21 protein-coding genes are annotated in these 23,116 nt (G+C 31.0%); 9 read left to right on the top strand and 12 right to left on the bottom strand.

Annotated features, from left to right (window positions below; all coding sequences use genetic code 11):
- The first annotated feature begins 2 nt into the window (after positions 1 to 2).
- A complete protein-coding gene (locus OD91_RS01750) occupies positions 3 to 620 on the top strand; it encodes a LysE family translocator (RefSeq protein WP_144894686.1) in 618 nt (205 codons plus the stop codon).
- Here the strand turns inward: OD91_RS01750 and OD91_RS01745 are convergent.
- A complete protein-coding gene (locus tag OD91_RS01745) occupies positions 612 to 1,781 on the bottom strand; it encodes a nitrate/nitrite transporter (protein WP_144894685.1) in 1,170 nt (389 codons plus the stop codon). The genes OD91_RS01750 and OD91_RS01745 overlap by 9 nt on opposite strands.
- An 86-nt stretch (positions 1,782 to 1,867) precedes the next feature.
- On the opposite strand from OD91_RS01745, the gene OD91_RS01740 reads away from it, so the two are divergent.
- From OD91_RS01740 to OD91_RS01720, 5 genes are all read left to right on the top strand, one after another.
- Entirely contained in the window at positions 1,868 to 2,725 is an 858-nt protein-coding gene (locus OD91_RS01740; protein WP_144894684.1) for a hydroxymethylglutaryl-CoA lyase, read from the top strand.
- A gap of 202 nt (positions 2,726 to 2,927) precedes the next feature.
- The gene (locus tag OD91_RS01735; protein ID WP_144894683.1) at positions 2,928 to 4,451 is read left to right on the top strand and encodes a bifunctional UDP-sugar hydrolase/5'-nucleotidase; all 1,524 of its coding nucleotides are present in this window, start codon (positions 2,928 to 2,930) and stop codon (positions 4,449 to 4,451) included.
- A 151-nt stretch (positions 4,452 to 4,602) separates the two neighbouring features.
- Positions 4,603 to 5,766, top strand: coding sequence for a porin (locus OD91_RS01730; protein ID WP_144894682.1), 1,164 nt, complete (start codon positions 4,603 to 4,605; stop codon positions 5,764 to 5,766).
- A 95-nt stretch (positions 5,767 to 5,861) separates the two neighbouring features.
- Positions 5,862 to 6,407, top strand: a complete 546-nt coding sequence (locus OD91_RS01725) for an FMN-binding protein (protein ID WP_144894681.1) — start codon at positions 5,862 to 5,864, stop codon at positions 6,405 to 6,407.
- Entirely contained in the window at positions 6,397 to 6,885 is a 489-nt protein-coding gene (locus OD91_RS01720; protein WP_144894680.1) for a hypothetical protein, read from the top strand. Before OD91_RS01725 ends, OD91_RS01720 begins: the two co-directional genes overlap by 11 nt.
- A 2-nt stretch (positions 6,886 to 6,887) precedes the next feature.
- On the opposite strand, the gene OD91_RS01715 is transcribed toward OD91_RS01720, so the two are convergent.
- Entirely contained in the window at positions 6,888 to 8,159 is a 1,272-nt protein-coding gene (locus OD91_RS01715) for a sterol desaturase family protein (RefSeq protein WP_144894679.1), read from the bottom strand.
- An 88-nt stretch (positions 8,160 to 8,247) separates the two neighbouring features.
- Between OD91_RS01715 and guaB the strand changes: the two genes are divergently transcribed.
- Positions 8,248 to 9,723, top strand: coding sequence for an IMP dehydrogenase (guaB, locus tag OD91_RS01710; RefSeq protein WP_144894678.1), 1,476 nt, complete (start codon positions 8,248 to 8,250; stop codon positions 9,721 to 9,723).
- A 164-nt stretch (positions 9,724 to 9,887) separates the two neighbouring features.
- On the opposite strand, the gene OD91_RS01705 is transcribed toward guaB, so the two are convergent.
- From OD91_RS01705 to OD91_RS01665, 9 genes are all read right to left on the bottom strand, one after another.
- A complete protein-coding gene (locus tag OD91_RS01705) occupies positions 9,888 to 10,394 on the bottom strand; it encodes an OmpH family outer membrane protein (protein WP_144894677.1) in 507 nt (168 codons plus the stop codon).
- A 111-nt stretch (positions 10,395 to 10,505) separates the two neighbouring features.
- Positions 10,506 to 11,414, bottom strand: a complete 909-nt coding sequence (gene miaA / locus OD91_RS01700; protein WP_144894676.1) for a tRNA (adenosine(37)-N6)-dimethylallyltransferase MiaA — start codon at positions 11,412 to 11,414, stop codon at positions 10,506 to 10,508.
- On the bottom strand, positions 11,415 to 12,239 hold the full coding sequence (locus OD91_RS01695) for an ion transporter (RefSeq protein WP_144894675.1): 825 nt from the start codon (positions 12,237 to 12,239) through the stop codon (positions 11,415 to 11,417).
- A 68-nt stretch (positions 12,240 to 12,307) separates the two neighbouring features.
- A complete protein-coding gene (locus tag OD91_RS01690; RefSeq protein WP_144894674.1) occupies positions 12,308 to 13,411 on the bottom strand; it encodes an exonuclease domain-containing protein in 1,104 nt (367 codons plus the stop codon).
- Entirely contained in the window at positions 13,412 to 14,071 is a 660-nt protein-coding gene (locus OD91_RS01685) for a YggS family pyridoxal phosphate-dependent enzyme (RefSeq protein WP_144894673.1), read from the bottom strand.
- A 29-nt stretch (positions 14,072 to 14,100) separates the two neighbouring features.
- Positions 14,101 to 15,339, bottom strand: a complete 1,239-nt coding sequence (locus OD91_RS01680; RefSeq protein ID WP_144894672.1) for a DUF1015 domain-containing protein — start codon at positions 15,337 to 15,339, stop codon at positions 14,101 to 14,103.
- Between the two features lie 61 nt (positions 15,340 to 15,400).
- Complete coding sequence (locus tag OD91_RS01675; RefSeq protein WP_144894671.1) at positions 15,401 to 16,354, bottom strand: D-2-hydroxyacid dehydrogenase; 954 nt, start codon at positions 16,352 to 16,354, stop codon at positions 15,401 to 15,403.
- 5 nt (positions 16,355 to 16,359) lie between these two features.
- Positions 16,360 to 17,424 (bottom strand): 3-phosphoserine/phosphohydroxythreonine transaminase, encoded by a 1,065-nt coding sequence (gene serC, locus OD91_RS01670; protein ID WP_144894670.1) that lies wholly within the window; start codon positions 17,422 to 17,424, stop codon positions 16,360 to 16,362.
- Positions 17,425 to 17,488: 64 nt separating this feature from the next.
- Entirely contained in the window at positions 17,489 to 18,547 is a 1,059-nt protein-coding gene (locus tag OD91_RS01665) for an acyl-CoA reductase (protein WP_144894669.1), read from the bottom strand.
- Positions 18,548 to 18,619: 72 nt separating this feature from the next.
- Here OD91_RS01665 and OD91_RS01660 point away from each other — a divergent pair, with 72 nt between their 5' ends.
- Positions 18,620 to 18,970 carry a 4Fe-4S dicluster domain-containing protein gene (locus tag OD91_RS01660; RefSeq protein ID WP_144894668.1) on the top strand — a complete coding sequence of 117 codons (351 nt, stop codon included), beginning with the start codon at positions 18,620 to 18,622 and terminating at the stop codon, positions 18,968 to 18,970.
- Positions 18,971 to 19,122: 152 nt separating this feature from the next.
- Here OD91_RS01660 and OD91_RS01655 read toward each other — a convergent pair whose 3' ends face one another.
- A complete protein-coding gene (locus OD91_RS01655; RefSeq protein WP_144894667.1) occupies positions 19,123 to 21,738 on the bottom strand; it encodes a TonB-dependent receptor in 2,616 nt (871 codons plus the stop codon).
- Between the two features lie 266 nt (positions 21,739 to 22,004).
- Between OD91_RS01655 and ychF the strand changes: the two genes are divergently transcribed.
- Entirely contained in the window at positions 22,005 to 23,096 is a 1,092-nt protein-coding gene (gene ychF / locus OD91_RS01650; protein WP_144896900.1) for a redox-regulated ATPase YchF, read from the top strand.
- The last annotated feature ends 20 nt before the right edge of the window (positions 23,097 to 23,116 follow it).

Raw genomic sequence — 23,116 nt, 5'->3', positions numbered from 1 at the left:
ATATGAATTTTGAAATTTTATTTTCTTTCGTTCTTGCTACAAGTGCATTAGCTATTTCACCTGGGCCAGATAATATTTTTGTTTTAACACAAAGTATTGTAAATGGTAAAAAGTATGGATTAGCGACTGTTTTTGGCTTAATTTCTGGGTGTTTAGTCCATACTACGTTGTTAGCTTTTGGAGTTTCTGCCATTATAAAAGAATCAGAGACTATTTTTTTTGTAATTAAAGTATTGGGAGCAATGTATTTATTGTATTTAGCATTCAAGCTTTATAAAGCTGATGCTGCCATAGTTTTATTTAATGATAATGTTGAGAAGAAATCAACTTCTCAATTATTTAAGCAAGGGTTTATTATGAATGTTTTAAATCCTAAAGTAACTATTTTCTTTTTGGCTTTTTTTCCAGGATTTTTGTTTAGTGATTCGCTATCAACGGTAATACAATTTTATGTTTTAGGATTGCTTTTTATGTTGGTGTCATTCATTATTTTTTCTTTAATAGCAATTCTAGCAGGAACAATATCAGAAAGTATTCAGCAAAATAAAAATATTGGATTGTATCTTAAATGGACTCAAATTATTGTCTTTCTAGCCATTGCAGTATTTATTTTAATTTGATTTTTTTCTAAGGCTGATTAATCCAAAAAGCGGCCCAATACCTAATAGTAAGAAAACTGAATTAGAGTTTGTTAGATCTATTAAATTACTCAGAATCTGAATACTAACAATTGTTATAGAAAACCCGATACAGTTAACAATTGTCAATGCGGTTCCTTTATCTTTTAGTGGTGCATTTTTTGCTACCAGTGTAGAAAACAATGGTGAATCTGCAATGATAACCATTCCCCAAAAAAGCATAAAACACATGAAAATATATTCATTATTTTGTTGAAATATTAAAGGAGAAATTATACAGCATACAAAGGATAAGAATAAAAAGCTAGTTGCCGTTTTTTTAACCCCTAATTTTTCAGAAATGTATCCTCCAAAAACGCACGATATTCCACCAATTGCAATTACAAAAAAAGAAAGGATAGAGATATTATACTCTACAGTAGTATTTAATTTTTGAAACTTCATAAATAATATAGGAACAAATGTCCAAAAGGCATATAACTCCCACATATGTCCAAAATATCCAAAAGCAGCTTTTCTAAAATCAACATTCTTAAAAACTTTAAAACAAATTGATAGATCTAAGGCAGTACTCTTTTTTCTATAGGAACCATTCTTAACAAAGACTAACATTAATAAACCTCCTGTAAAAGCTAAAGAAGACGTTGTAATTAATACACTTTTCCAAGAAAAATTAATCAAAATATCTTTAAGCAGATGAGGTAGGGAAGTTCCTAAAACTAAAGCACCAACTAAGTATCCTAATGATTTTCCAAGTCCTTTTTTAAAATAATCGGTAGCTATTTTCATTCCTACAGGATAAACCCCCGCTAAGAAAAACCCTGTTAAAAATCGTAAACTGATTAAACTATATAAAGTTTGATTTTCAAAAATGAATCCAATATTAAATAGAGCTCCTAAAACAGCGCTAAGAAAAAATACTTTTGAGGGAGAAAAACGATCAACAATGGTAAATAAAGCAAATAATAATGTGCCAAAAATAAACCCGAATTGAACTGAAGAAGTTAATAATCCTAAAGCATTATCATTTAAGTTAAAAGAAGTAACAAGATTAGACATGACTCCATTTCCTGCAAACCATAATGAAGTGCAAAAGAACTGTGAAATAACAATTATTGGTAATGTTAATTTTGATTTATTCATTTCAATAGAACGAAATTAAATAAAAGAGAGCAATAATCGACTTAAATAATTTTAGAACTACGTTACTTTATCTATATTTGATTTCAATGAAAAAAGTCAAAATCATAGAATGTCCACGTGATGCAATGCAAGGAATAAAGTCTCACTTTATTCCAACAGAAAAAAAGGCATTGTATATCAATTCTTTACTAAAAGTAGGTTTTGATACGATTGATTTTGGTTCTTTTGTTTCTCCTAAAGCGATTCCACAAATGCGAGATACAGCCGCTGTTTTATCACAATTAGACTTGTCTAAAACTAGCAGTAAATTATTAGCAATTATTGCTAATGTTAGAGGTGCAAACGATGCTTCACAGTTTGAAGAAATCGATTATTTAGGATATCCGTTTTCAATTTCAGAGAATTTTCAAATGCGTAATACGCATAAAACCATTGCTGAATCTATAGAAACGTTAGACGAAATTTTAAACATTGCAGGCAAAACAAATAAACAAGTAGTTACCTATTTATCAATGGGATTTGGGAATCCGTATGGAGATCCTTGGAATGTTGATATTGTTGGTAAATGGACAGAAAAACTATCTAAAATGGGTGTAAAAATAGTATCGCTTTCTGATACAATTGGAAGTTCGACGCCAGAAGTAATTGATTACTTGTTTTCTAATTTAATTCCGCAATACTCAGAAATTGAGTTTGGTGCACATTTACATACAACACCAGATACATGGCACCAAAAAGTAAATGCAGCTTTTAAAGCTGGTTGTAATCGTTTTGATGGAGCAATAAAAGGCTACGGTGGTTGTCCAATGGCAAAAGATGAATTAACAGGTAATATGCCAACTGAAAAATTAGTCTCTTATTTTACTACAGAAAATGTAGAAACTAATATTAAACCGATGAGTTTTGAAAGTGCTTATAATAAAGCTTTAGAGGTTTTTGTTTGAGGGTTTAGACAATAGGTAATAGGTAATAGGCAATAGGCAATAGGCAGTAGGAGGTAGGCGGTATGCGATAGGCTGTTTGTGAAAATTTAAAGTATATGTCATTCCTGCAAAGGCAGGAGTCCAGAGAATAAAAAAATAGATTCCTGCTTTCGCAGGAATGACAAAAAGCGCAATCTAAAGGTATTTATAATTTTAGTTGAAAATGAATTTAAAAAAATCACTTATATATTTCTTATTTATTGCTATCATTTTTTCATGTGCTACAACAAAACAAGTAGTAAAAGATGATGGAAAAATAGACTTCACTTTTTTACAATTAAATGATGTATATGAAATTGCGCCCATCCAAGGAGGAATGTTTGGTGGAATGGCAAGAGTAGAAACTGTACATCAAGATTTAGTAAAAGAAAATCCGAATACAATGCTAGTAATGGCTGGTGATTTCTTGAATCCGTCTTTATTAGGTACCATAAAAGTTGATGGAGAACGAGTACGTGGAAAACAAATGGTAGAAGTAATGAATGCTATGAATTTTGATGTAGTAGCCTTCGGAAATCATGAGTTTGATGTTCCAAAAAAAGATTTACAAAAACGCTTAAATGAAAGTAATTTCGAATGGATTTCTGCCAATGTAAAATTAAAAGAAAGTGGTAATTCTATTCCGTTTTATAAAGAAAAAAATGGTGTAAAAACTTCAGTTGGAGAAACGTTTATCAAAGAATTCACTGACGCAGATGGAACTAAAATAAAAGTAGGCTTTATCAGTGTTTGTATTCCTTCAAACCCAAAAGAATATGTAGAATATGGCAATATGTTTGTAAAGGCAAGAACTTCTTACAATGCTATAAAAGATAAGGTTGATGTTGTTTTTGGTTTAACGCACGTTAAAATTGTGAACGATAAAAGAATTGCAAAATTAATTCCTGATTTACCTTTAATTATGGGCGGACATGAACATACAAATAGTAATAATTTTGTTGGGAATGTTCAGATTTCTAAAGCGGACGCCAATGCAAAAACAGTATATATTCATAGAATTTCGTTCGATAAAAAAACTGGTAAGGCGATTGTAACATCAGAATTAAAAGAAATAAATAATACTATTAAAACAGATGCTAGAGTAGGAGCAATCGTTACTAAATGGCAGCAAATTTTAAAAGCAAAAATTAAAGACATTGTTGCAAAACCAGATGAAGTAATTTATAACACAAAAGTTCCTTTAGAAGCAAGAGACACACCAATAAGAAGTATACAAACAAATATGGGAGCAATTATTACCAAAGCGATGAGTTTTGGTTTTAATGATAAAGTAGACTGTGCTTTAGTGAATGGAGGTTCTATTAGAATAGACGATGTTTTAGAAGGCGATATTAATGCAGTAGATATTTTTAGAGTATTGCCTTATGGTGGCGGAATTTTAAAAGTGGAAATTAAAGGTCGTTTATTAAAAAGAGTATTAGATTATGGAAAAAAAGCTGCAGGTACTGGTGCCTATTTACAGCGTTATAATGCTGTTTTACAGGGTGATACCTGGTTGGTGAATCATCAGCCAATTAATATAGATAAAGTATATACTGTTGCTTTTTCTGACTACCTTTTAAAAGGTTTTGACATTCCTTTTTTAAACGCTAAAAACAAAGAAGTATTCTCAATTTATCAACCTAAATCAACAGAGATTTCTTATGATATTAGAAAGGCTGTAGTGTCTTATTTAAAATCTTTGTAACTTATTTTATTCTTTTTCAGTTAGTTATAGAACTTTTTCTTTTTTATTTAAAATAATTCTAAATAATGTTTGCAAATGTTATTTTGGATATTATATTTGCAGAATATTTAATCATCTATTTATAATTAATCTAAATAAAAGTAAGGTAATAATGAAGAAGTTTTTATTCTTTTTAACAGTAAGTGTATCGTTATCAATTTCTGCTCAGAATACGCAGAAAGATAGTATCAATATCAATCCACAAAATCAAGTAAACGCAGCACAACGTCTTTTATCATCAAACATTAATCAGAAAGGATTAACAGTTGGTGGTTATGCAGAAGCTCATTATAATAGTGTTTCTGGACAAAATGCATTGTTAGATGTGCATAGAGTAGTGATGTTATTTGGTTATAAATTCAACGACCGAACACAGTTTATAACAGAATTAGAGTTTGAACACGTAAAAGAAGTGTATGTTGAGCAAGCTTTTTTACAATATAGTATTACTGATAATACAAATGTAAGAGCTGGTTTAATGTTAGTGCCAATGGGGATAATTAACGAATATCATGAGCCTACAACTTTTAATGGTGTTGAAAGACCAAGTATGGATAAAGCCATTGTTCCTACTACTTGGAGAGAAATTGGATTAGGACTTTCTGGTAAATTTGATGATGCATCTTTACGTTATCAAGCGTATATGTTTAACGGATTTACTTCTAATAATAATGGTAAGTTTTTAGGTGGAAGTAACGGTTTACGTAACGGACGTCAAAAAGGAGCAGAATCTACGATGAACAATATCAACTTTGCTGGTAAATTAGATTACTATGGGTTACCAGGATTACGTTTAGGATTATCAGGTTATTTTGGTAGAACACAATCAGAGAAAGCGATTGAAGATATTGCAGGTTCTGATGTTGGTGTGGCAATGATTGGATTAGATGCTCGTTATGCGTATCAACGTTTTACTGCTAGAGGTCAATTTATTACTGCAAATATTGCAGATAGTAAAGAATATAACGCCTATTACGGTTCTGATTTGGGAAGTAAATTACAAGGTTTTTATGTAGAAACAGCTTATAATTTATTACCAATGAATAAGAAACAACAATTATTCGGATTTGTAAGATATGAAGATTTTAATACACATGCTTCTACTGATGGGGTTGCTCAAAATTTATCATATGATAGAAACGAATGGACATTCGGGTTAACGTATAAAGTAGCTCCAGGAGCAGCGTTTAAAGCAGATTATCAATTAAAAAACAATGCAGTTGTTGGTAATGCTGTTACCAAACAATTTAACTTAGGATTCGGTGTTTGGTTCTAAATTTTAAGGTATTATTTGATATAATAAATCGTGATAAATATTAATTTATCACGATTTTTCTTTTTATTTAGATTAAATCTAATTAATTTTGCTGTATGATTTTAAAACGATTTTTTTCTTTTTTACTTGTACTAACTAGTTTAGTATTCCTATCGTTTTCTTTACCGAGTAAAATTGAGAAAAAAGTAAAAAAAGAAATTAAGAAAACCTTTATCGTAGAAAATTTTACAATCGAAACTATTTCTATTGAAGATAGTGTCAATTTAAAATTGTCTAAAAAAATCAACAATCATAATTTATATAAAATAGTAAGTTCAGACGTTTTAATTGGCTATGCTTTTATTGATAAAGCCCCAAGTAAAACTGACGAATTTGATTACCTAATTTTATTAGATACCAACTTAATCATAAAAAAATCGAAGGTCTTAAAATACCGAGAAGATTATGGTGGCGAAATTGGTAGTAGACGTTGGTTAAAGCAATTTATCGGTAAAAAATCTAATGATACCTTACAATATGGTAATGATATCATGGCCATTTCTGGAGCTACTATTTCTGCAAATTCTATGACTATTGCTGTAAATTCTTTTTTACAGAATCTAAGAATATTAATAGATAATAAAGTTTTTGATGCAAGTTAGTGGAGCAATTCATCAATTTCCAAAAGAAATAAAATTACTTATTAGTGTTTTTATTATTACCCTAAGTATCGGTTTTTATTCAAGTATTTCCTTTGTAGATCATAACACAGAATCTAATCCTAGAGGAATAGAAGAACGTTATTTAGGAAACGAAGCAGATGAAAATGCAGCTATCATGAAGTTTAAAAGAAACAAATCAGAAATGATGACGCTGTTTCATAATCATGTATTGTCTTTATCGGTTATTTTTTTTATTCTTGCCTTAATTTTATCAACAACATCAATAAATATGGGACTTAAAAAGTTTTTAATGATAGAGCCTTTCGCTTCTATTATCTTAACTTTTGGTGGAATTTATATCATGTGGTTAGGGCATACCTGGTTAAAATACGTAATTATGTTTTCTGGAATATTAATGACACTTACTTATACAGCAAGTGTGTTAATTATCTTAAAACAACTCTTCTCTAAAAAATAAGGCTATCCAACTGCAAGCTCTTTTTCAATAGTTCTCTTTTCGAAATACAAAAAGTAAATACTTGCTACTAAACTAACAAGGAAATATCCTATTATTAATGTACTCCCAATAGAGAGGTATTCATTTAGACCAAACCAATCTGCAGTGGTATAAATAATGTAAACTCCTAATACTGTTCTTAATAATTCAAATATTAACGAATGCTTGCTATAATCCATTAAAGAAGTAAATGAATACACTCCTAAGAAAAGAAGGAACCCGTAGATCAAAAGATTACTCGCACCAATATGTACGTAATTATAAAACATAAACAATAATAAGGCTTGTGTAATTATAAAGTGAATATAAGAAGTGAATATAAGTGCTTTTGATGGGTTAGAAGTGTATTTTTCATATCCATACGGATCTTCAATAATTTTTACAGGATATTTATCTATTACATCACTTGGTCTCCAGCCAGTTGGCATAAACCAAATTCTAAGTTTATCTATCCAATTATTTGTTCTCCATGCATCTTTTATCAACTGCCATAAATGCTGAAAATTAATTAATATAGGATTCCATGTTCTTGCAGGTTTAAGTACTCCAAAAACCACAGGAACTTCGTCTAATTCTTCTTGAAAGGTGCCAAAAATACGATCCCAAACACAAAAAATAGGTGATAAGTTTTTATCTAAATAAATATCGTTAATCGCATGATGTACTCTGTGTTGTGAAGGTGTTACAATAATGTATTCTAAAAATCCTAATTTACCAATATGTTTGGTGTGATACCAAAATTGCGCAAATAAATGAATGGGTAGCAATAAACCTATTACTTTATAAGGAACTCCTAAAAGTGCAGCAGGTAGTAAGAATAAAGCAATATACCCAAAGAAGTTAGAAATTGATTGTCTTAATGCGCAAGCTAAATTAAATTCTTCGCTACTATGATGAATTACGTGTAAATTCCAAAAATAATTAACATGGTGGTTTAAACGATGACTCCAATACCCAGCAAAATCTATCGCAATAAAAGCAATGACATAAACTAGCCAAGTAGATTCAATAGTTAGCAATGCAATTTTATCAACCAAAAAAGGATAAGAAATTAAAATTACGACCAATCCTAAAGAATCTTTAATGGAATTGGTAACACCAGAACTTAAACTAGCAATGGTATCTAAAGCAGTATAAGTTTGATTTTTAACAAAATAACCATAGGCTACTTCAATTAATACTAAAACTGAAAAATAAGGGATAGCATATAATAAAGCGTTTGCGTAGGTTTCCATAAATAAAATTTAATTTAAAGTAAAGTTAGGGATTTTAATTGTAAATTTGCATGCAATTAATTTCTAGCAACTTTCAATTGATTGCATCATGATAGCACACAACGATAAAATTTTAGGAGAAGGATTAACATACGACGATGTTTTGTTGGTTCCAGCCTTTTCAGAAGTACTTCCAAGAGACGTAAGTATTCAAACAAAATTTACTAAAAATATTAGCATTAATGTACCCATTGTATCTGCAGCTATGGATACGGTTACAGAAGCAGACATGGCTATTGCTATGGCTAGAGAAGGTGGTATTGGTGTGTTGCATAAAAACATGTCTATTGCGCAGCAAGCAAAAGAAGTTAGAAAAGTAAAGCGTGCAGAAAGTGGAATGATTCTAGATCCAGTAACATTGCCTTTAACGGCTATTGTTTTGGATGCAAAACAGCACATGAAAGAACATAGTATTGGCGGAATTCCGGTTGTTAATAAAAATGGTGTGCTAAAAGGGATTGTCACCAACAGAGATTTGCGTTTTGAGCATGATAACAAACGTCCAATTATTGAAGTTATGACCAGTGAAAACTTGGTAACAGCTGCTGTTGGAACTTCGTTAAAAGATGCGGAGAAAATTCTTCAGAAAAATAAAATTGAAAAATTATTAATTGTTGATGATGCTTTTGTCTTAAAAGGATTAATCACCTTTAGAGATATTACAAAAGTTACTCAAAAACCCATTGCCAATAAAGATACTTACGGTAGATTACGAGTTGCAGCGGCATTAGGAGTTACTCCTGATGTTGTAGATAGGGCAGCAGCCTTGGTAAAATCTGGTGTAGATGCAGTAATTATAGATACGGCTCACGGACATACAAAATCTGTAGTCGCAGCCTTAAAAAGTGTAAAAGCTAAATTTCCAGATTTAGATGTTGTTGTTGGTAATATTGCAACTGCAGAAGCAGCTAAATATTTAGTTGAAGCAGGAGCAGATGCAGTAAAAGTGGGTATTGGCCCAGGTTCTATTTGTACAACAAGAGTGGTTGCAGGTGTAGGATTTCCTCAATTTTCTGCGGTATTAGAAGTAGCCGCAGCTATCAAAGGAAGCGGAATTCCGGTAATTGCAGATGGTGGAATTCGTTATACAGGTGATATCCCAAAAGCTATCGCGGCTGGGGCAGATTGTGTAATGCTAGGTTCTTTATTAGCGGGAACTAAAGAAAGTCCTGGAGAAACTATTATTTACGAAGGGCGTAAGTTTAAGTCTTATAGAGGGATGGGTTCTGTAGAAGCTATGAAACAAGGCTCTAAAGACCGTTACTTCCAAGATGTAGAAGACGATATTAAAAAATTAGTACCAGAAGGTATTGTAGGCCGTGTGCCATATAAGGGGGAGTTGTTTGAAAGCATACACCAATTTGTAGGAGGTTTACGTGCTGGTATGGGTTATTGTGGTGCTAAAGATGTAGCAACACTAAAAGAAACGGGTAAATTTGTTAGAATTACTACAAGTGGAATTAACGAAAGTCACCCACATGATGTTGCCATTACCAAAGAAGCACCTAATTATAGTAGGAGGTAAGGGAGTTTTTATAAGGTTTGTTAACTTGTACGAATATGTATCGTTTTAATGATTTATATTCGGAGTTAATGAAGTTATCGTTTTGTGAAAAAAAAATCAGCTTATTTCTTAAAACAAAAAAACCTCGCTAGTTGCGAGGTTTTATAAATTATATGTACACTTTTTTAGTTCTTTTTAGCTGCAGGTTTTAAACCTAATTTGTCTAAAACTAACTGCGTAATATCAAATTTTTCATCAATATAAGCAAACTCGTTTCCTTTAATGGTAAGTACTTGTGTATATCCATTTGCTTTAGAAATTTCACTGATAACACCGCCAACTTTACCATATAAAGGACGCATGAACTCATCTCTTTTTAATTGTATCAATTGATTTCCGTTCTGTCTATATTTTTGTAAATCTTGCTCTAAACCCGCAATTTCTTTAGTATTCACTTTTTTCAATAAGTCAGACATTTTTTTGTATTCTTCTAACTTAACTTGATATTCTTTTAATTTTACTTGAAAAGTAGAATCTAATTTTACACCATAAGCTTGTGTATTTGAGATTACTTTTTTCATTTCTGGCATTAATCCAATAATATAATCTAAGTCAACCGTTCCAACTTTAGTTTGTGCAAAAGAAATACTTGTAAATAAAATTGTAATAGCAATAAGTAATTTTGATTTCATAAAAAATAATTAAATAATTTGATTTTATTGTTATCATTCTCGCGAAAGCGGGAATTTGCGCAAATATATAAAAGCGAATGAGTTATGAAAACTTTAGTTTCATAAAAAAAGTTAAAGTTTTGTAGTAATAGTTTCTATAATTGGTGCTATTTCTTCTTGATAATCAAACCAAGTAATAGCCGTATCTTTTCTAAACCAAGTACCTTGTCGTTTTGCAAAACGACGCGTGTTTTTCTTAATTTCTTCAATGGCAAATTCTTTGGTAAAATTACCATCAAAATAAGAGAATAACTCTCTGTATCCCACAGTTTGTAGAGCGTTTAAAGTTTTATGCTGATGTAATTTTTTTGCTTCTTCCAACAAACCATTGTTCATCATGATATCTACACGTTGATTAATTCTGTTGTACAAAATTTCTCTATCGGCAGTTAATCCAATTTTTATAGCATTAAAATTTCTAGGTGCTTTGGGTTTGTTTTTATAGGATGAATACGTGTTACCTGTACCAATACAAATCTCTAAAGCTCTTATTAATCGATGTGGATTATCAATTGCCAAGGTTTTATAGCTTTCAATATCTAGTTCTTTTAATTTGTTTTGAAGGGATGCTATTCCGTTTTCTGCTAATTCGACATTCAGTTGTTCTCTGATAGCTGGAGCTACTTCAGGAAAATAATCTAATCCTTTTAAAACAGCATCTACATACAATCCACTTCCACCAACCATAATTTGTACCGAATTTTCAGTAAATAATTCGTCTAGTTTTTGCAGCGCATCTTTTTCAAACTGTCCTACATTATATTCCTCAAAAATACTTCTGTTTTGTATAAAATGATGCTTTGCTGCTGCCAATTCTTCAGCATTGGGTACAGCTGTACCAATGCTCATTTCTTTATAAAATTGACGGGAATCGCAAGAAATAATATCACAAGAAAAATGATTGGCTAATTGAATGCTTAAAGCTGTTTTACCAATAGCAGTAGGGCCAACAATAGTAATGAATGTATTTTTATAATTCACTTATTCTTCGTTTAAAATACTTCCACAGTTATAGCAAAATTCTGCATTGTCTTTATGGTTTTCTTTTAAACAACTAGGACAAGCCTGCGTATTAACATCCAACACAGTCTTCGTCATTTCCGAGCTTACAATTCCTGTAGGAATAGCTATTATTCCGTATCCTAAAATCATAATCACACTGGCAATTAATTGACCAAGTGGGGTATGAGGAGCAATATCTCCGTAACCAACGGTGGTCATAGTAACAATTGCCCAATATACACTTCTAGGAATACTTGTAAATCCGTTTTCTTCGCCTTCTACCATATACATTACTGTTCCTAAAATGATGCATAAAATAACGATGAAAAATAAGAAAACTGCAATTTTTGCTCTACTGGCTCTAAGTGCAACTAATAATCTGTTTGAAGCTCCAATATACCGTGCTAGTTTTAAAATTCTAAAAACGCGTAATAGACGTAATGCTCTTAAGGCTGCCAAATGATGCGTGCCAACAAAAATAAGTGATAAGTATTTTGGGAGTGTAGAAAGTAAATCTATAATACCGTAGAAACTAAAAACATATTTCCATGGTTTTTTAATCGCTATAAGGCGTAAAATATATTCTATAGTAAATAAGATGGTAATGATCCATTCCGCAATATTTAGAAACGTATGATATTTAGTATCAAAACTTTCAACGCTTTCTAGCATAACAAAAAGTACACTAGCAAGAATTGCGGCTAATAAAACTACGTCAAATACTTTACCTGCATTGGTGTCTGCTTCGTAAATTATTTCGTGTAATCGATGTCTAAAACTTGATTTTTTTTGTTCTGAACTCACAAATAATAGTTTTCTATAGCAATACTACAAATTATTTTTTTAGCATTGAAATAACTGCGTAAAGGAAGTTAAAATCTGATGATTTTTTTTGCAGCATTTTTCTGAAGATAATTCGCTACAATATTTTTAGCTAATGCTTTGTTTTCAAAAGGAGTAACAATATTTTTTAATACTTCTAATTGATTTTCTTGATGTGCTAAATTTGTATATCCATACCCAAAAATTTCATTGTTTTCTACTAATATAACGCCGTTTTCACCAGTTTTACGTCCATTTTCTAGCACAATCATATTATCGTTACCAAAATCTTTATGGTTAATTTTTTTTGCTCTTTGTAAATTATATTTAGGCTTTAAAACATCTAATTCGGTGTAAAACTTTAAACGGGTAAAAAGAACATTTCCAGTTTCTTCAAAAGATACTTTAGAAACTCTACTTTGTATTTTTTTAGCTCTATTAGAACTTTTTAGAAATAGTTTGTTAACTTCAGACTTCATGTTACTTCCTCGTCCTATATAAATAACAGTTCCATCACTTCTATGCACATAAAAAACGCCCATGTTTTCTGGAATCGAATTTAAAATCTTTTGCTCTTTTTCAATCTGATTTCTGTTATCGTGATATTTAACAGCTGCTTCAATAATAGATTTATCTACATTTTTATCTAAAAGCATTTTAAATAATTGCACTGTTGCCAAAGCATCACCAGAAGCTCTATGTCTATCTGTCATTGGAATTCCTAATGCTTTTGCTAATTTACCTAATTTATAAGTAGGTTGATCTGGGATTAATTGCTTACTCAGTTCTACCGTGCAAATAGTATTTCTAAGAAAATCATAGCCTAAGCGTCTAAATTCTGTTCTTAAAATACGGTAATCAAAATCTGTATTATGCGCTACCAACGTACAATCTTGGGTTATTTCTATAATACGTTTGGCAACTTCAAAAAACTTTGGTGCATTACGAAGCATTTTATTGTTAATACCTGTTAGTTTAACAACAAATTCTTGTATTTCTTTTTCGGGGTTTACAAGTGAAATAAATTGATCTATAACGGTTGTTCCGTCGTATTTGTAGATGGCAATCTCAGTAATTCCTTCTTCATTAAACTTACCGCCAGTAGTTTCAATGTCTAATATAGCGTACACCTTTCTTCTTCTTTGACGTGCAATTTAGGCAATATAATTACGATGACCAAAAATTGAACTTCCAACTCTAACCATAGTACTCCCATTTTCAATGGCTAAGGGGTAATCTCCACTCATTCCCATGCTTAAAATTTTAAGTTTTGAATTTTGAGTTTTTAGCGTGTCAAAAAAGTTTTTTAATGATGAAAATTCTTCTTGTAATTGATGCTTATCATCCGTGAATGTTGCCATTCCCATTAAGCCAACAATAGAAATGTTCTCTAATTCAGACAATTCTTCTGAAGTAATTATTTGATTTATATCGTTAAAAGTTAATCCGAATTTTGTTTCTTCTTGTGCAATTCTAGCTTGCAGTAAACAATTAATAACTCTATTATGTTTTTTTGCTTGCTTATTGATTTCTTTCAAGGTTTTAAAACTATCAACTCCATGAATTAAATCGACAAAATGTGCCATATACTTTACTTTGTTACGTTGTAAATGACCAATCATATGCCAATTGATATCTTTAGGTAAAGCATCATATTTAGCAACCATTTCCTGAATTTTATTTTCTCCAAATACTCGTTGACCAGCATCATAAGCTTCTTGAATATCAACAATAGGTTTGGTTTTAGAAACCGCTACTAAGGTTACATGTTCGGGTAAGGTTGCTTTTATTTCTGTTAAGTTTCTTGTAATCATAGGTTAAAATTGACTTTTCAGAGGTTGTACTAAAATTCGTACATTGTTAATCCACTTCTTAGTTTTGGTTCAATATACGTGGTTTTTGGAGGCATTTTTAAATTGTTGTCAGCAACTTCTTTCATTTCATTTACAGAAATAGGTAATAATCCAAATCCAACTTTGTATGTACCATCATCTACTTTTGTTTTAACAGATAATACATCTTTTTTAGTATGTGAATATCCAATTCTATTGTTATTATTCAGGTTATCAATACCTAAAATAGGTTTTAAGATTGTTCTAAATAATATTTCTGCATCCAATTTACTTAATGCATCCGTAAATTTATACAGAGACCTTCTTAAATATAACGAATAAAATGTACCTTCTAAATACATGCTAAAATGATTCTTTTTTGAAGGGTAATAATAGTGTGCACCATGATTTTCTATTCTAAATGATGCGTCTAATTTCATTAAAAAATCATCTACAGTCAATCCATTTAAATCTTTTACAAATCGATTGAACTCAGAAATTTGTAAATGACTTTCAGGAATTAAATAGGTCATAAAATAATTATAGGCTTCTTTTCCTGTATGATTTGGGTTCTCTTTGCGTAAATTTTTTGCTAATAAATAGGAAGAAGCTGATCTATGATGTCCATCGGCAATATAAATTGAGTCAATGGTTTTAAAGGCATCTTTAATTTCATCAAGCAAATCGGTTTCAGTAATTACCCAAAATTTATGTAGTTTTTTATCGGTTGTAGAAAACTCATATTCAGGGCGTACCGTTTCTTTATAGTTTTTGATAATTGTTTCTAGCGAATCATTATCAGGATAAGTTAGGAGCACAGGTTCTGCGTTAAACCCAGTAGTTTTTAAGTAGTTTTCAAAAAGGATTTCTCTTTTTTCAATAGTACCTTCATGTTTTTTAATGATGTCATTTTCATAGTCATCTACTGAACTTCCGGCAATAATTCCGCAATAGCTATTTTTACCATCTTTTTTCTCATAAATATAGAAGGATTCTTTTTCGTCTTGTAAAAAAATACCATTCTCTTTAAATTCTAAAAATCGGTTATGAACTAATTGAAAACGTTGCTCTCCAGATACTTCTTGATGGTATTTATACCCAGGATTAATGACATGTAAAAACGTAAACGGATTAAAATCTAGTTTAGCACCCAATTCAGCAGGTGTATAAGCTTCATAAGATTTTGAAGACACTAAAGCTACTTTATCTCTTGTAGCTCGTACTGCTTTAAAAGGTTTTACGATGGCCATTGACTAGTTTTTAGGATTTAGTTGTAAGTAATTAGTTTTTTTAACAACAAAAAATCGTTAATTATTCCTTTAATAAAGAAATAATCTGACTCGCTAATTCAGTTCCAATTCTATCTTGAGCTTCTTTAGTTGCTGCACCAATATGTGGTGTTAAAGACAGGTCAGGATTCATTAATAACTGCATTTCTGGCGTTGGTTCTTTTTCAAAAACGTCTAAGGCAGCAAAATGAACTTTTCCTTCTTCAATAGCATTTATCAATGCTATTTCATCCAACACACCACCACGAGCAGCGTTTACAACGCCTACACCATTTTTCATGGCTTCGAATTGAGTTTTTCCAATAACATAATCATCTTGTGCAGGTACATGTAATGTAATAAAATCTGAATCTTTTAAAAGCGTTGCTAATGGTTGTGTTTCAATTGAAAAAGATGCTTTTGTATTGTTATAAAAAGATAATTCTATAGTGGCACTTTCCATAAAAGCATCAGTAGCAATTACCTCCATTCCTAAACCAATCGCAATTTTTGCAACTTCTTGTCCAATTCTACCAAAACCTATTATACCAATAGTTTTACCACGTAATTCAGTTCCGCCAGCATAGGCTTTTTTCAATTCTTTAAATCGAGAATCTCCTTCTAAAGGCATTTCTCTATTAGATTGATGTAAAAAACGTGACATTCCGAATAAGTGCGCAAATACTAATTCTGCAACAGAACTAGAAGATGCGGCTGGTGTATTGATAACATGTAATCCATTATCTCTAGCATACTGAACATCAATATTATCCATACCTACGCCACCACGACCAATTAGTTTTATACTCGGACAAGCATCTATTAATTCTTGTCTAACCTGTGTAGCCGATCTTACTAAAATTGCATCGATGTTATTTTCATTGATGTAATTTTCAAGTTGATTTTGAGCAACTTTTGTAGTAATTACTTCAAATCCACCTTTTTCTAAAGCGTCAACTCCACTTTGTGATATTCCGTCGTTTGCTAGTACTTTCATAATTATTACGCTTTTCTTTCTAATTCTTGCATTGCATCCACTAACGTTTGTACACTGTGTAATGGCAAAGCATTATACATACTTGCTCTATAGCCACCAACACTTCTATGTCCGTTTAAACCATTAATTCGTGCATCATTCCAAAGCGTTTCAAAAGTACTTTTTAATGAATCATCCGTTAAATTAAACGTTGCGTTCATGTTACTTCTATCTTCTTTCGCAGCAAAACCTGTGAATAGAGGATTTCTATCAATTTCATTATATAATAAATCTGCTTTTTGCTGATTTACTTTTTCAATAAACGGAATTCCACCTAAATCTTTTAACCATTCTAAGGTTAACATAGAAACATAAACAGGAAAAACAGCTGGTGTATTAAACATACTGTCTTTTCCTAAATGTATTTTATAATCTAACATAGAAGGAATTTCTCGTTCTACATTTCCTAAAATATCTTCTTTTATTACTACTAATGTTGCCCCTGCAGGTCCCATATTTTTTTGTGCACCTGCATAGATTAAATCGAACTTAGAAAAATCTAATTGACGAGAAAAAATATCTGAACTCATGTCACAAACATTTACACCATCAAACATTGGAAACTCTTTAATTTGTGTCCCGAAAATAGTATTATTACTGGTTGTATGGAAAAAATCAACATCAGTTGGAATTGAAAATCCTTTAGGAATATAGTTAAAGTTTTTATCTTTTGAAGAAGCTACTTCTACCATTTCTCCAAATAGTTTTGCTTCTTTGATTGCTTTACTAGACCAAGTTCCTGTATTTAAATAAGCTGCTTTTTTATTCAATAAATTATATGCAGTCATTAAAAACTGAGTACTTGCGCCACCTTGTAAAAATAAAACTTTATAGCCCTGGTTTTCTAAGCCTAATAATTCTAAAACCAAACTTCTAGCGTTTTCCATAACATCTACAAAAGGTTTACTTCTGTGCGAAATTTCGATTAATGATAAATCATCATTGTTAAAATTCAATACGGCTTCAGAAGCTTTTTGTAGTACTTCTTCGGGTAAAATACATGGACCTGCGCTAAAATTGTGTTTTTTCATTGTGTAGTTGTGTTAAGCTAACAAATATCTAAAATTTTTAATTCTTTTTTGATACTATTTTTAATTATATTTTTGATAAAAAGTCTAAAGTATTCACGTCATCTGCATAGTCCCATAATTGAGGGTTTTGTGTTTGACCGAAACTAACTTCTTTTTCTACAAATCCCTTAGAAACAATACATTGAATTTTATCTTTATCTTCTGATAATTTATTTTTTAAGTCGTTTAAATTATCATAATACTCATAGAAAATGGTTGCAATAGGAGAGGAGTAACTTTCATCTTCTTTAATCATTAAGAACCCGTTTTCTAATAAATCGAACTCGCTCATTAAATAAACCGCTTTGTTATAATCGTAATTATTAGCATATTTTGCATTAGTGATGTGGTCTTTTTTGCCATACATTCCGTTAAAAAAGGTTTCGAAATTATAGTCTTTAGGAACATACAATTTAGAAACTGACCTACATCCTAAACCAAAATAAGTAAAAATATCATCGCTTAAACTTTGAAAATCTTCTAAAGTTTCATCACCTTTAATTACTGCTACCGAATTCCTACTTTTTCTAATAATACTAGGTTTATTTTTAAAATAATATTCGAAATATCTAGCGGTATTATTGCTTCCTGTAGCTATAACTGCATCAAAATTTTCTAGTTTTCCTTCTGTAAAAGTGATTTTTCCTTTAAAATCTTCATGAACATGCTCTAAATATTTTGCTAAAAAAGGAAGTATGTGTTTATCGTTAGAAGATTGTTTTACTAGCACAGAATGACCTGAAATTAGCACTGACAAAAAATCATGAAAACCAACTAATGGAATATTCCCAGCCATAACAATAGCAACAGTTTTAGAATCGTTCTGAAAATTTTCATTTAAAGTCCATTGTTCTAAATTGCTGGTTATTAGTGATTTTGACCAATTTTTGAGTGAAAGAGAAATGTTGTCTTTTGTAAACCAAGAATTGTTTTCTTGAGCTAATTTTAGTTGATGCTTAAAGCCATCAAAGAAAATATCATTAAATAAAACGTCATTAGCTTTTTGACTATCATTTTGTGAAAATTGACTGATAAAAATTCCTAATTTGGTAAATGCGTCAATTCTTTCTTCTATTCTACTCATTTATTTTGGTTGACAATTATTTTGGCTTTATTTTTGCAACCGCAAAGTTACATAAACTCAAAGAGAAAAACTATGGCAATTATTATTACGGATGAATGTATAAACTGTGGGGCTTGCGAACCAGAATGCCCTAATACAGCCATCTATGAAGGTGCAGACGATTGGAAATATGCAGACGGAACAGACCTAAACGGAGATGTAGTTTTACCAAGTGGTAAGGGAGTAAACGCAGATGAAGATCAAGAACCTGTTTCTGACGAAATCTATTATATAGTACCTGATAAATGTACAGAATGTAAAGGTTTTCATGATGAACCACAATGTGCGGCAGTTTGTCCAGTAGATTGTTGTGTGCCTGATGACGATAATGTTGAAACTGAAGAAGAACTTTTAGGAAAGCAAAGTTTTATGCATAACGAATAAGTAAATATTTATTTAAAAAATATATAAATCCTGAAGAAATTCAGGATTTATTGTTTTTATAAAATTTATAAAATAAAAACACCCAAATCATTATGATTTGGGTGTTTTGGTATTCAAATAATTAACTCAAAATTTAATTGAGTTAAATTTTATTAAAATTGAAAGTTAAGTCCTAATGCGAAATTTGTACCTAACTGTCCTAATTGTTGTACTTCTGATGAATAAAGGAATCTAGATCCTGCTTGTGCAGTATTCGTAGAAGTTAAAGTAACATCTGGATATACATCAAAAATGTTGTTGATATTTCCGTTAAAACTAATTTTATCTGTTAACTTATATACAAATCCTAAATCCGTAGAAACTTTAGCAGCTAAAGCTTGATCTGTTCCTCCTGATTGTGGAGCAGTAATTGTAACTTCTCCAAAACGAGTATTGTTTAATGACCAATCCCATTTATCACCTACATAGTTTAAACCTAAAATAAATTTACTTTTTGGTCTAGAATTTGTAATTAAACCTTGCTCTTGTCTATCAAAAATATTATAGCCTCCACTCGCTAATGCTGATGGAGTATTAATAGCATCAAAAGTTGTAGTATTAAAGTTGGCAGCTAAACTAGCGTTAACTTTTCCTTCACCAACTTCAAATAAGTTTTTATAATTTAAAACTAAATCGGCTCCTGTTGTACTAGTGTTACCAGCATTGATGAAAAATTGTACAGCAACAACATTGTTATTAATTAAGATTTGTTCAACTGAATCTGATCCATCTAAATTACCATCAAGTGTTCCAATTTGAGAAGAGAATAATACTCTATCGTTCACTTTAATATTATAAAAATCTAACGAAGCAGAAATGTTTCTGTCAAATTTATATGTTAAACCTGCAGAAATGTTTTTTGAAGTTTCATGAGTTAAATTTGGAACTCCTAATGCTTGTACAGCAGAATTATCATTTGCTAAAGTACCTTGTAATAATGGTTCTGATGAACCTGCAACAATAATATATTGACTTAAGGTAATGTGACGTTGGTGTAATGTTGGAGCTCTAAATCCTGTACTGTAAGAAGCTCTAATTGCTCCATTTTCGCCTAATTTATAACGACCATTTACTTTCCAAGAAAAATTTGTTCCTGCATCTGTAAAGTCTTCAAAACGACCTGCAACACCTAATAATAAATCTTCTGAAACATCATAATCTAACTGAGCATATGCAGCAAAGTTATTTCTGCTCCAAAGTCCTGCTTCAGCTGGTTTAATTCCGGCAAAAGAATCTGAACCTCCTTTATAATAAGACAATGGATTCCCTTCAAAAGCTCTAAAGCTTTCTTTTTTATATTCTAAACCTAAGGCTACACTTACTTCTTCAGATATTAATCCAGAAACATCTAAATTATTTATAACATTAGTTAATCTGTAACCTCCTGGATTGAATGTTCTTGGAGAAGTACCATGATCAGCTAAATAGTCTCTATTTACTGAATTGTTTACTGTATAAAATACATCATTAGATCCAAATGTAATACTAGCATCTGCTTTCCATTTATCATTGATATCAAATCTAATACCAGCTGAATTGATATGGTCATCAATTGCAGTTTCAAAAGTTGGTTGATATCCAATAAAATCATTAGGATTTGCAGTAATAAAGTTAGCATTAGCTACATCATTTCTCCAATATGGAGCTCTGTAATATGCAAAACTTTTACCTGTTCTTGTTGTAAAGCCATGAAAAGTATATAGCGTAGCATTATCACCAAATGGATGCTCTGCATTAATAAATAAATCTCCTTTTTCCATTTCTGGTTGACCAACTGTCATATTAGCAGTTGGGTTAGCAGCTAACCATGCTACATCTCTTGGAGTACTTCCTGTATCTGAAACAATTCCAGCTCTATTTGTTATGTTTTGCTTATAATAACCTAAAGTTAAGTTTACAAAACCTTCATTTCCAAATTCAAAAGAAGTATTATAATCAGCAGCAAAATTGAATCCATCATTTTGTGATGTAATTCCTGCTTTTGAAGTAAAAGTCGAATATTCTTGATCTTTCTTTAAAATAATATTTAATACTCCAGCAATCGCATCAGAACCATACTGTGCAGATGCTCCGTCACGTAAAACTTCAACTCTATCTATTGCAGCAGTAGGTATACTTTTTAAATCAACCCCAACTTCTCCTTTACCAGGTGTTCTATTTAAATATACTTGTGCACTTTGATTTTTACGCTTTCCATTTATTAAAACTAAGGTTCTACTTGGTCCCATTCCACGTAAATCAGCTGGATCATAATGAGCTGTTGCATCTGATATTGCTTGATTTTGAGAATTAAAAGAAGGTACTTTAAATACTAACATTCTGTCAAATGTTGGCTTACCACTTCTTTGTAATTCTTGAACATCAATATTATCAATAGGTACAGGAGAATCTAGAATTGTTCTAGGTTTTGCTCTGTTACCAGTAACAACTATTTCTTCCAATAATAACCCTTCTGATAAAGAAATATTTAAATTAGTTCTACCATTAACAGAAACTTCTTTAGTTTCATAACCTGCAAAACTAACTACTAAAACAGCATTATCACCAACTGTTAATTCGTAGTTTCCATCAAAATCGGTTGATGTTCCGTTTGTTGTTCCTTTTTCAAGAACACTTGCCCCTGGAAGTGGGTCTTTATTCTGGTCACTTACGACACCAGAAATTTTTAATTGGCTAAATGCCACACTACTAACTAATAGTAATGTTAATACTAAGGTAATTTTCTTCATAAAATATTAAGTTTAAATTGTTTCGAATTAATGATTTGTGGGGTCGATAGCAGAGCAAACATACTAAGAAATTATTAAAATAAATAACAATTTATTAATGAATTATTAATAAACACCTCTATATATTAGTAATGTTGTAGCGTTGAATTGTTGATTGTATTGTTCTTTAATACTATTTGATGAGTAAAACATGGATTATATCTTATACATCAATGCTTAATTCTATTAAAAAAATTATATTTGCAATCGCTAAAAAACAAGTAAAGATGAAAGCTGGAATTGTAGGATTACCTAACGTAGGAAAATCAACCTTATTTAACTGTTTATCAAACGCAAAAGCGCAAAGTGCTAACTTTCCTTTTTGTACAATAGAACCAAATTTAGGTGTTGTAAATGTTCCTGATGCTCGTTTAGAGAAATTAGAAGAATTGGTAAATCCAGAAAAGGTATTACCTGCAACTGTTGAAATAGTTGATATTGCTGGTTTAGTAAAAGGAGCGAGTAAAGGAGAAGGTTTAGGGAATCAGTTTTTAGCAAATATTAGAGAAACGGATGCTATTTTACATGTATTACGTTGCTTTGATAATGATAATATTATACATGTAGATAATTCGGTAGACCCAGTTCGTGATAAAGAAACTATTGATATTGAACTGCAATTAAAAGATTTAGAAACTGTTCAGAAAAGACTTGAGAGAGTTAAAAGAACAGCAAAAACAGGGAATAAGGAAGCCCAAGCCGAATTAGTTATTTTATTAAAGGTAGAAGAAACTTTATTACAAGGTGTTTCAGTTAGAGCATTAGATTTTTCTGAAAAAGAAATGGAGATTGTTCAATCACTACAATTTATTACAGCAAAACCAGTATTATATGTGTGTAATGTTGATGAGAACGCTGCAGTTTCTGGAAATGCATATGTAGATATAGTAAAAGAAGCTGTTAAAGATGAAGATGCAGAAGTAATTGTTTTAGCGGTTGGGACAGAAGCAGATATTACTGAACTAGAAGATTATGAAGAGCGTCAGATGTTTTTAGAGGATATTGGTTTAGAAGAAGCAGGAGTTTCTAGATTAGTTCGTTCTGCATATAAATTATTAAATTTACAAACTTATTTTACAGCTGGTGTAAAAGAAGTAAGAGCTTGGACAATCCCTATCGGAGCAACTGGACCACAAGCAGCAGGAGTAATTCATACCGATTTTGAAAAAGGATTTATTAGAGCTGAAACCATTTCTTATGAAGACTATGTAACTTTTGGTAGTGAAGCTAAAGTAAAAGAAGCTGGTAAAATGCGAGTAGAAGGGAAGGATTACATAGTTAAAGATGGAGATGTAATGCATTTTAGATTTAATGTTTAATAAAGGTTATATTATTTAAT

It is taken from the genome of Lutibacter sp. Hel_I_33_5 (assembly GCF_007827455.1).
Lineage (GTDB): Bacteria > Bacteroidota > Bacteroidia > Flavobacteriales > Flavobacteriaceae > Polaribacter.
Note: the sequence above shows the minus strand (reverse complement) of the source record. Positions and strands in the feature narration are given on the sequence as shown.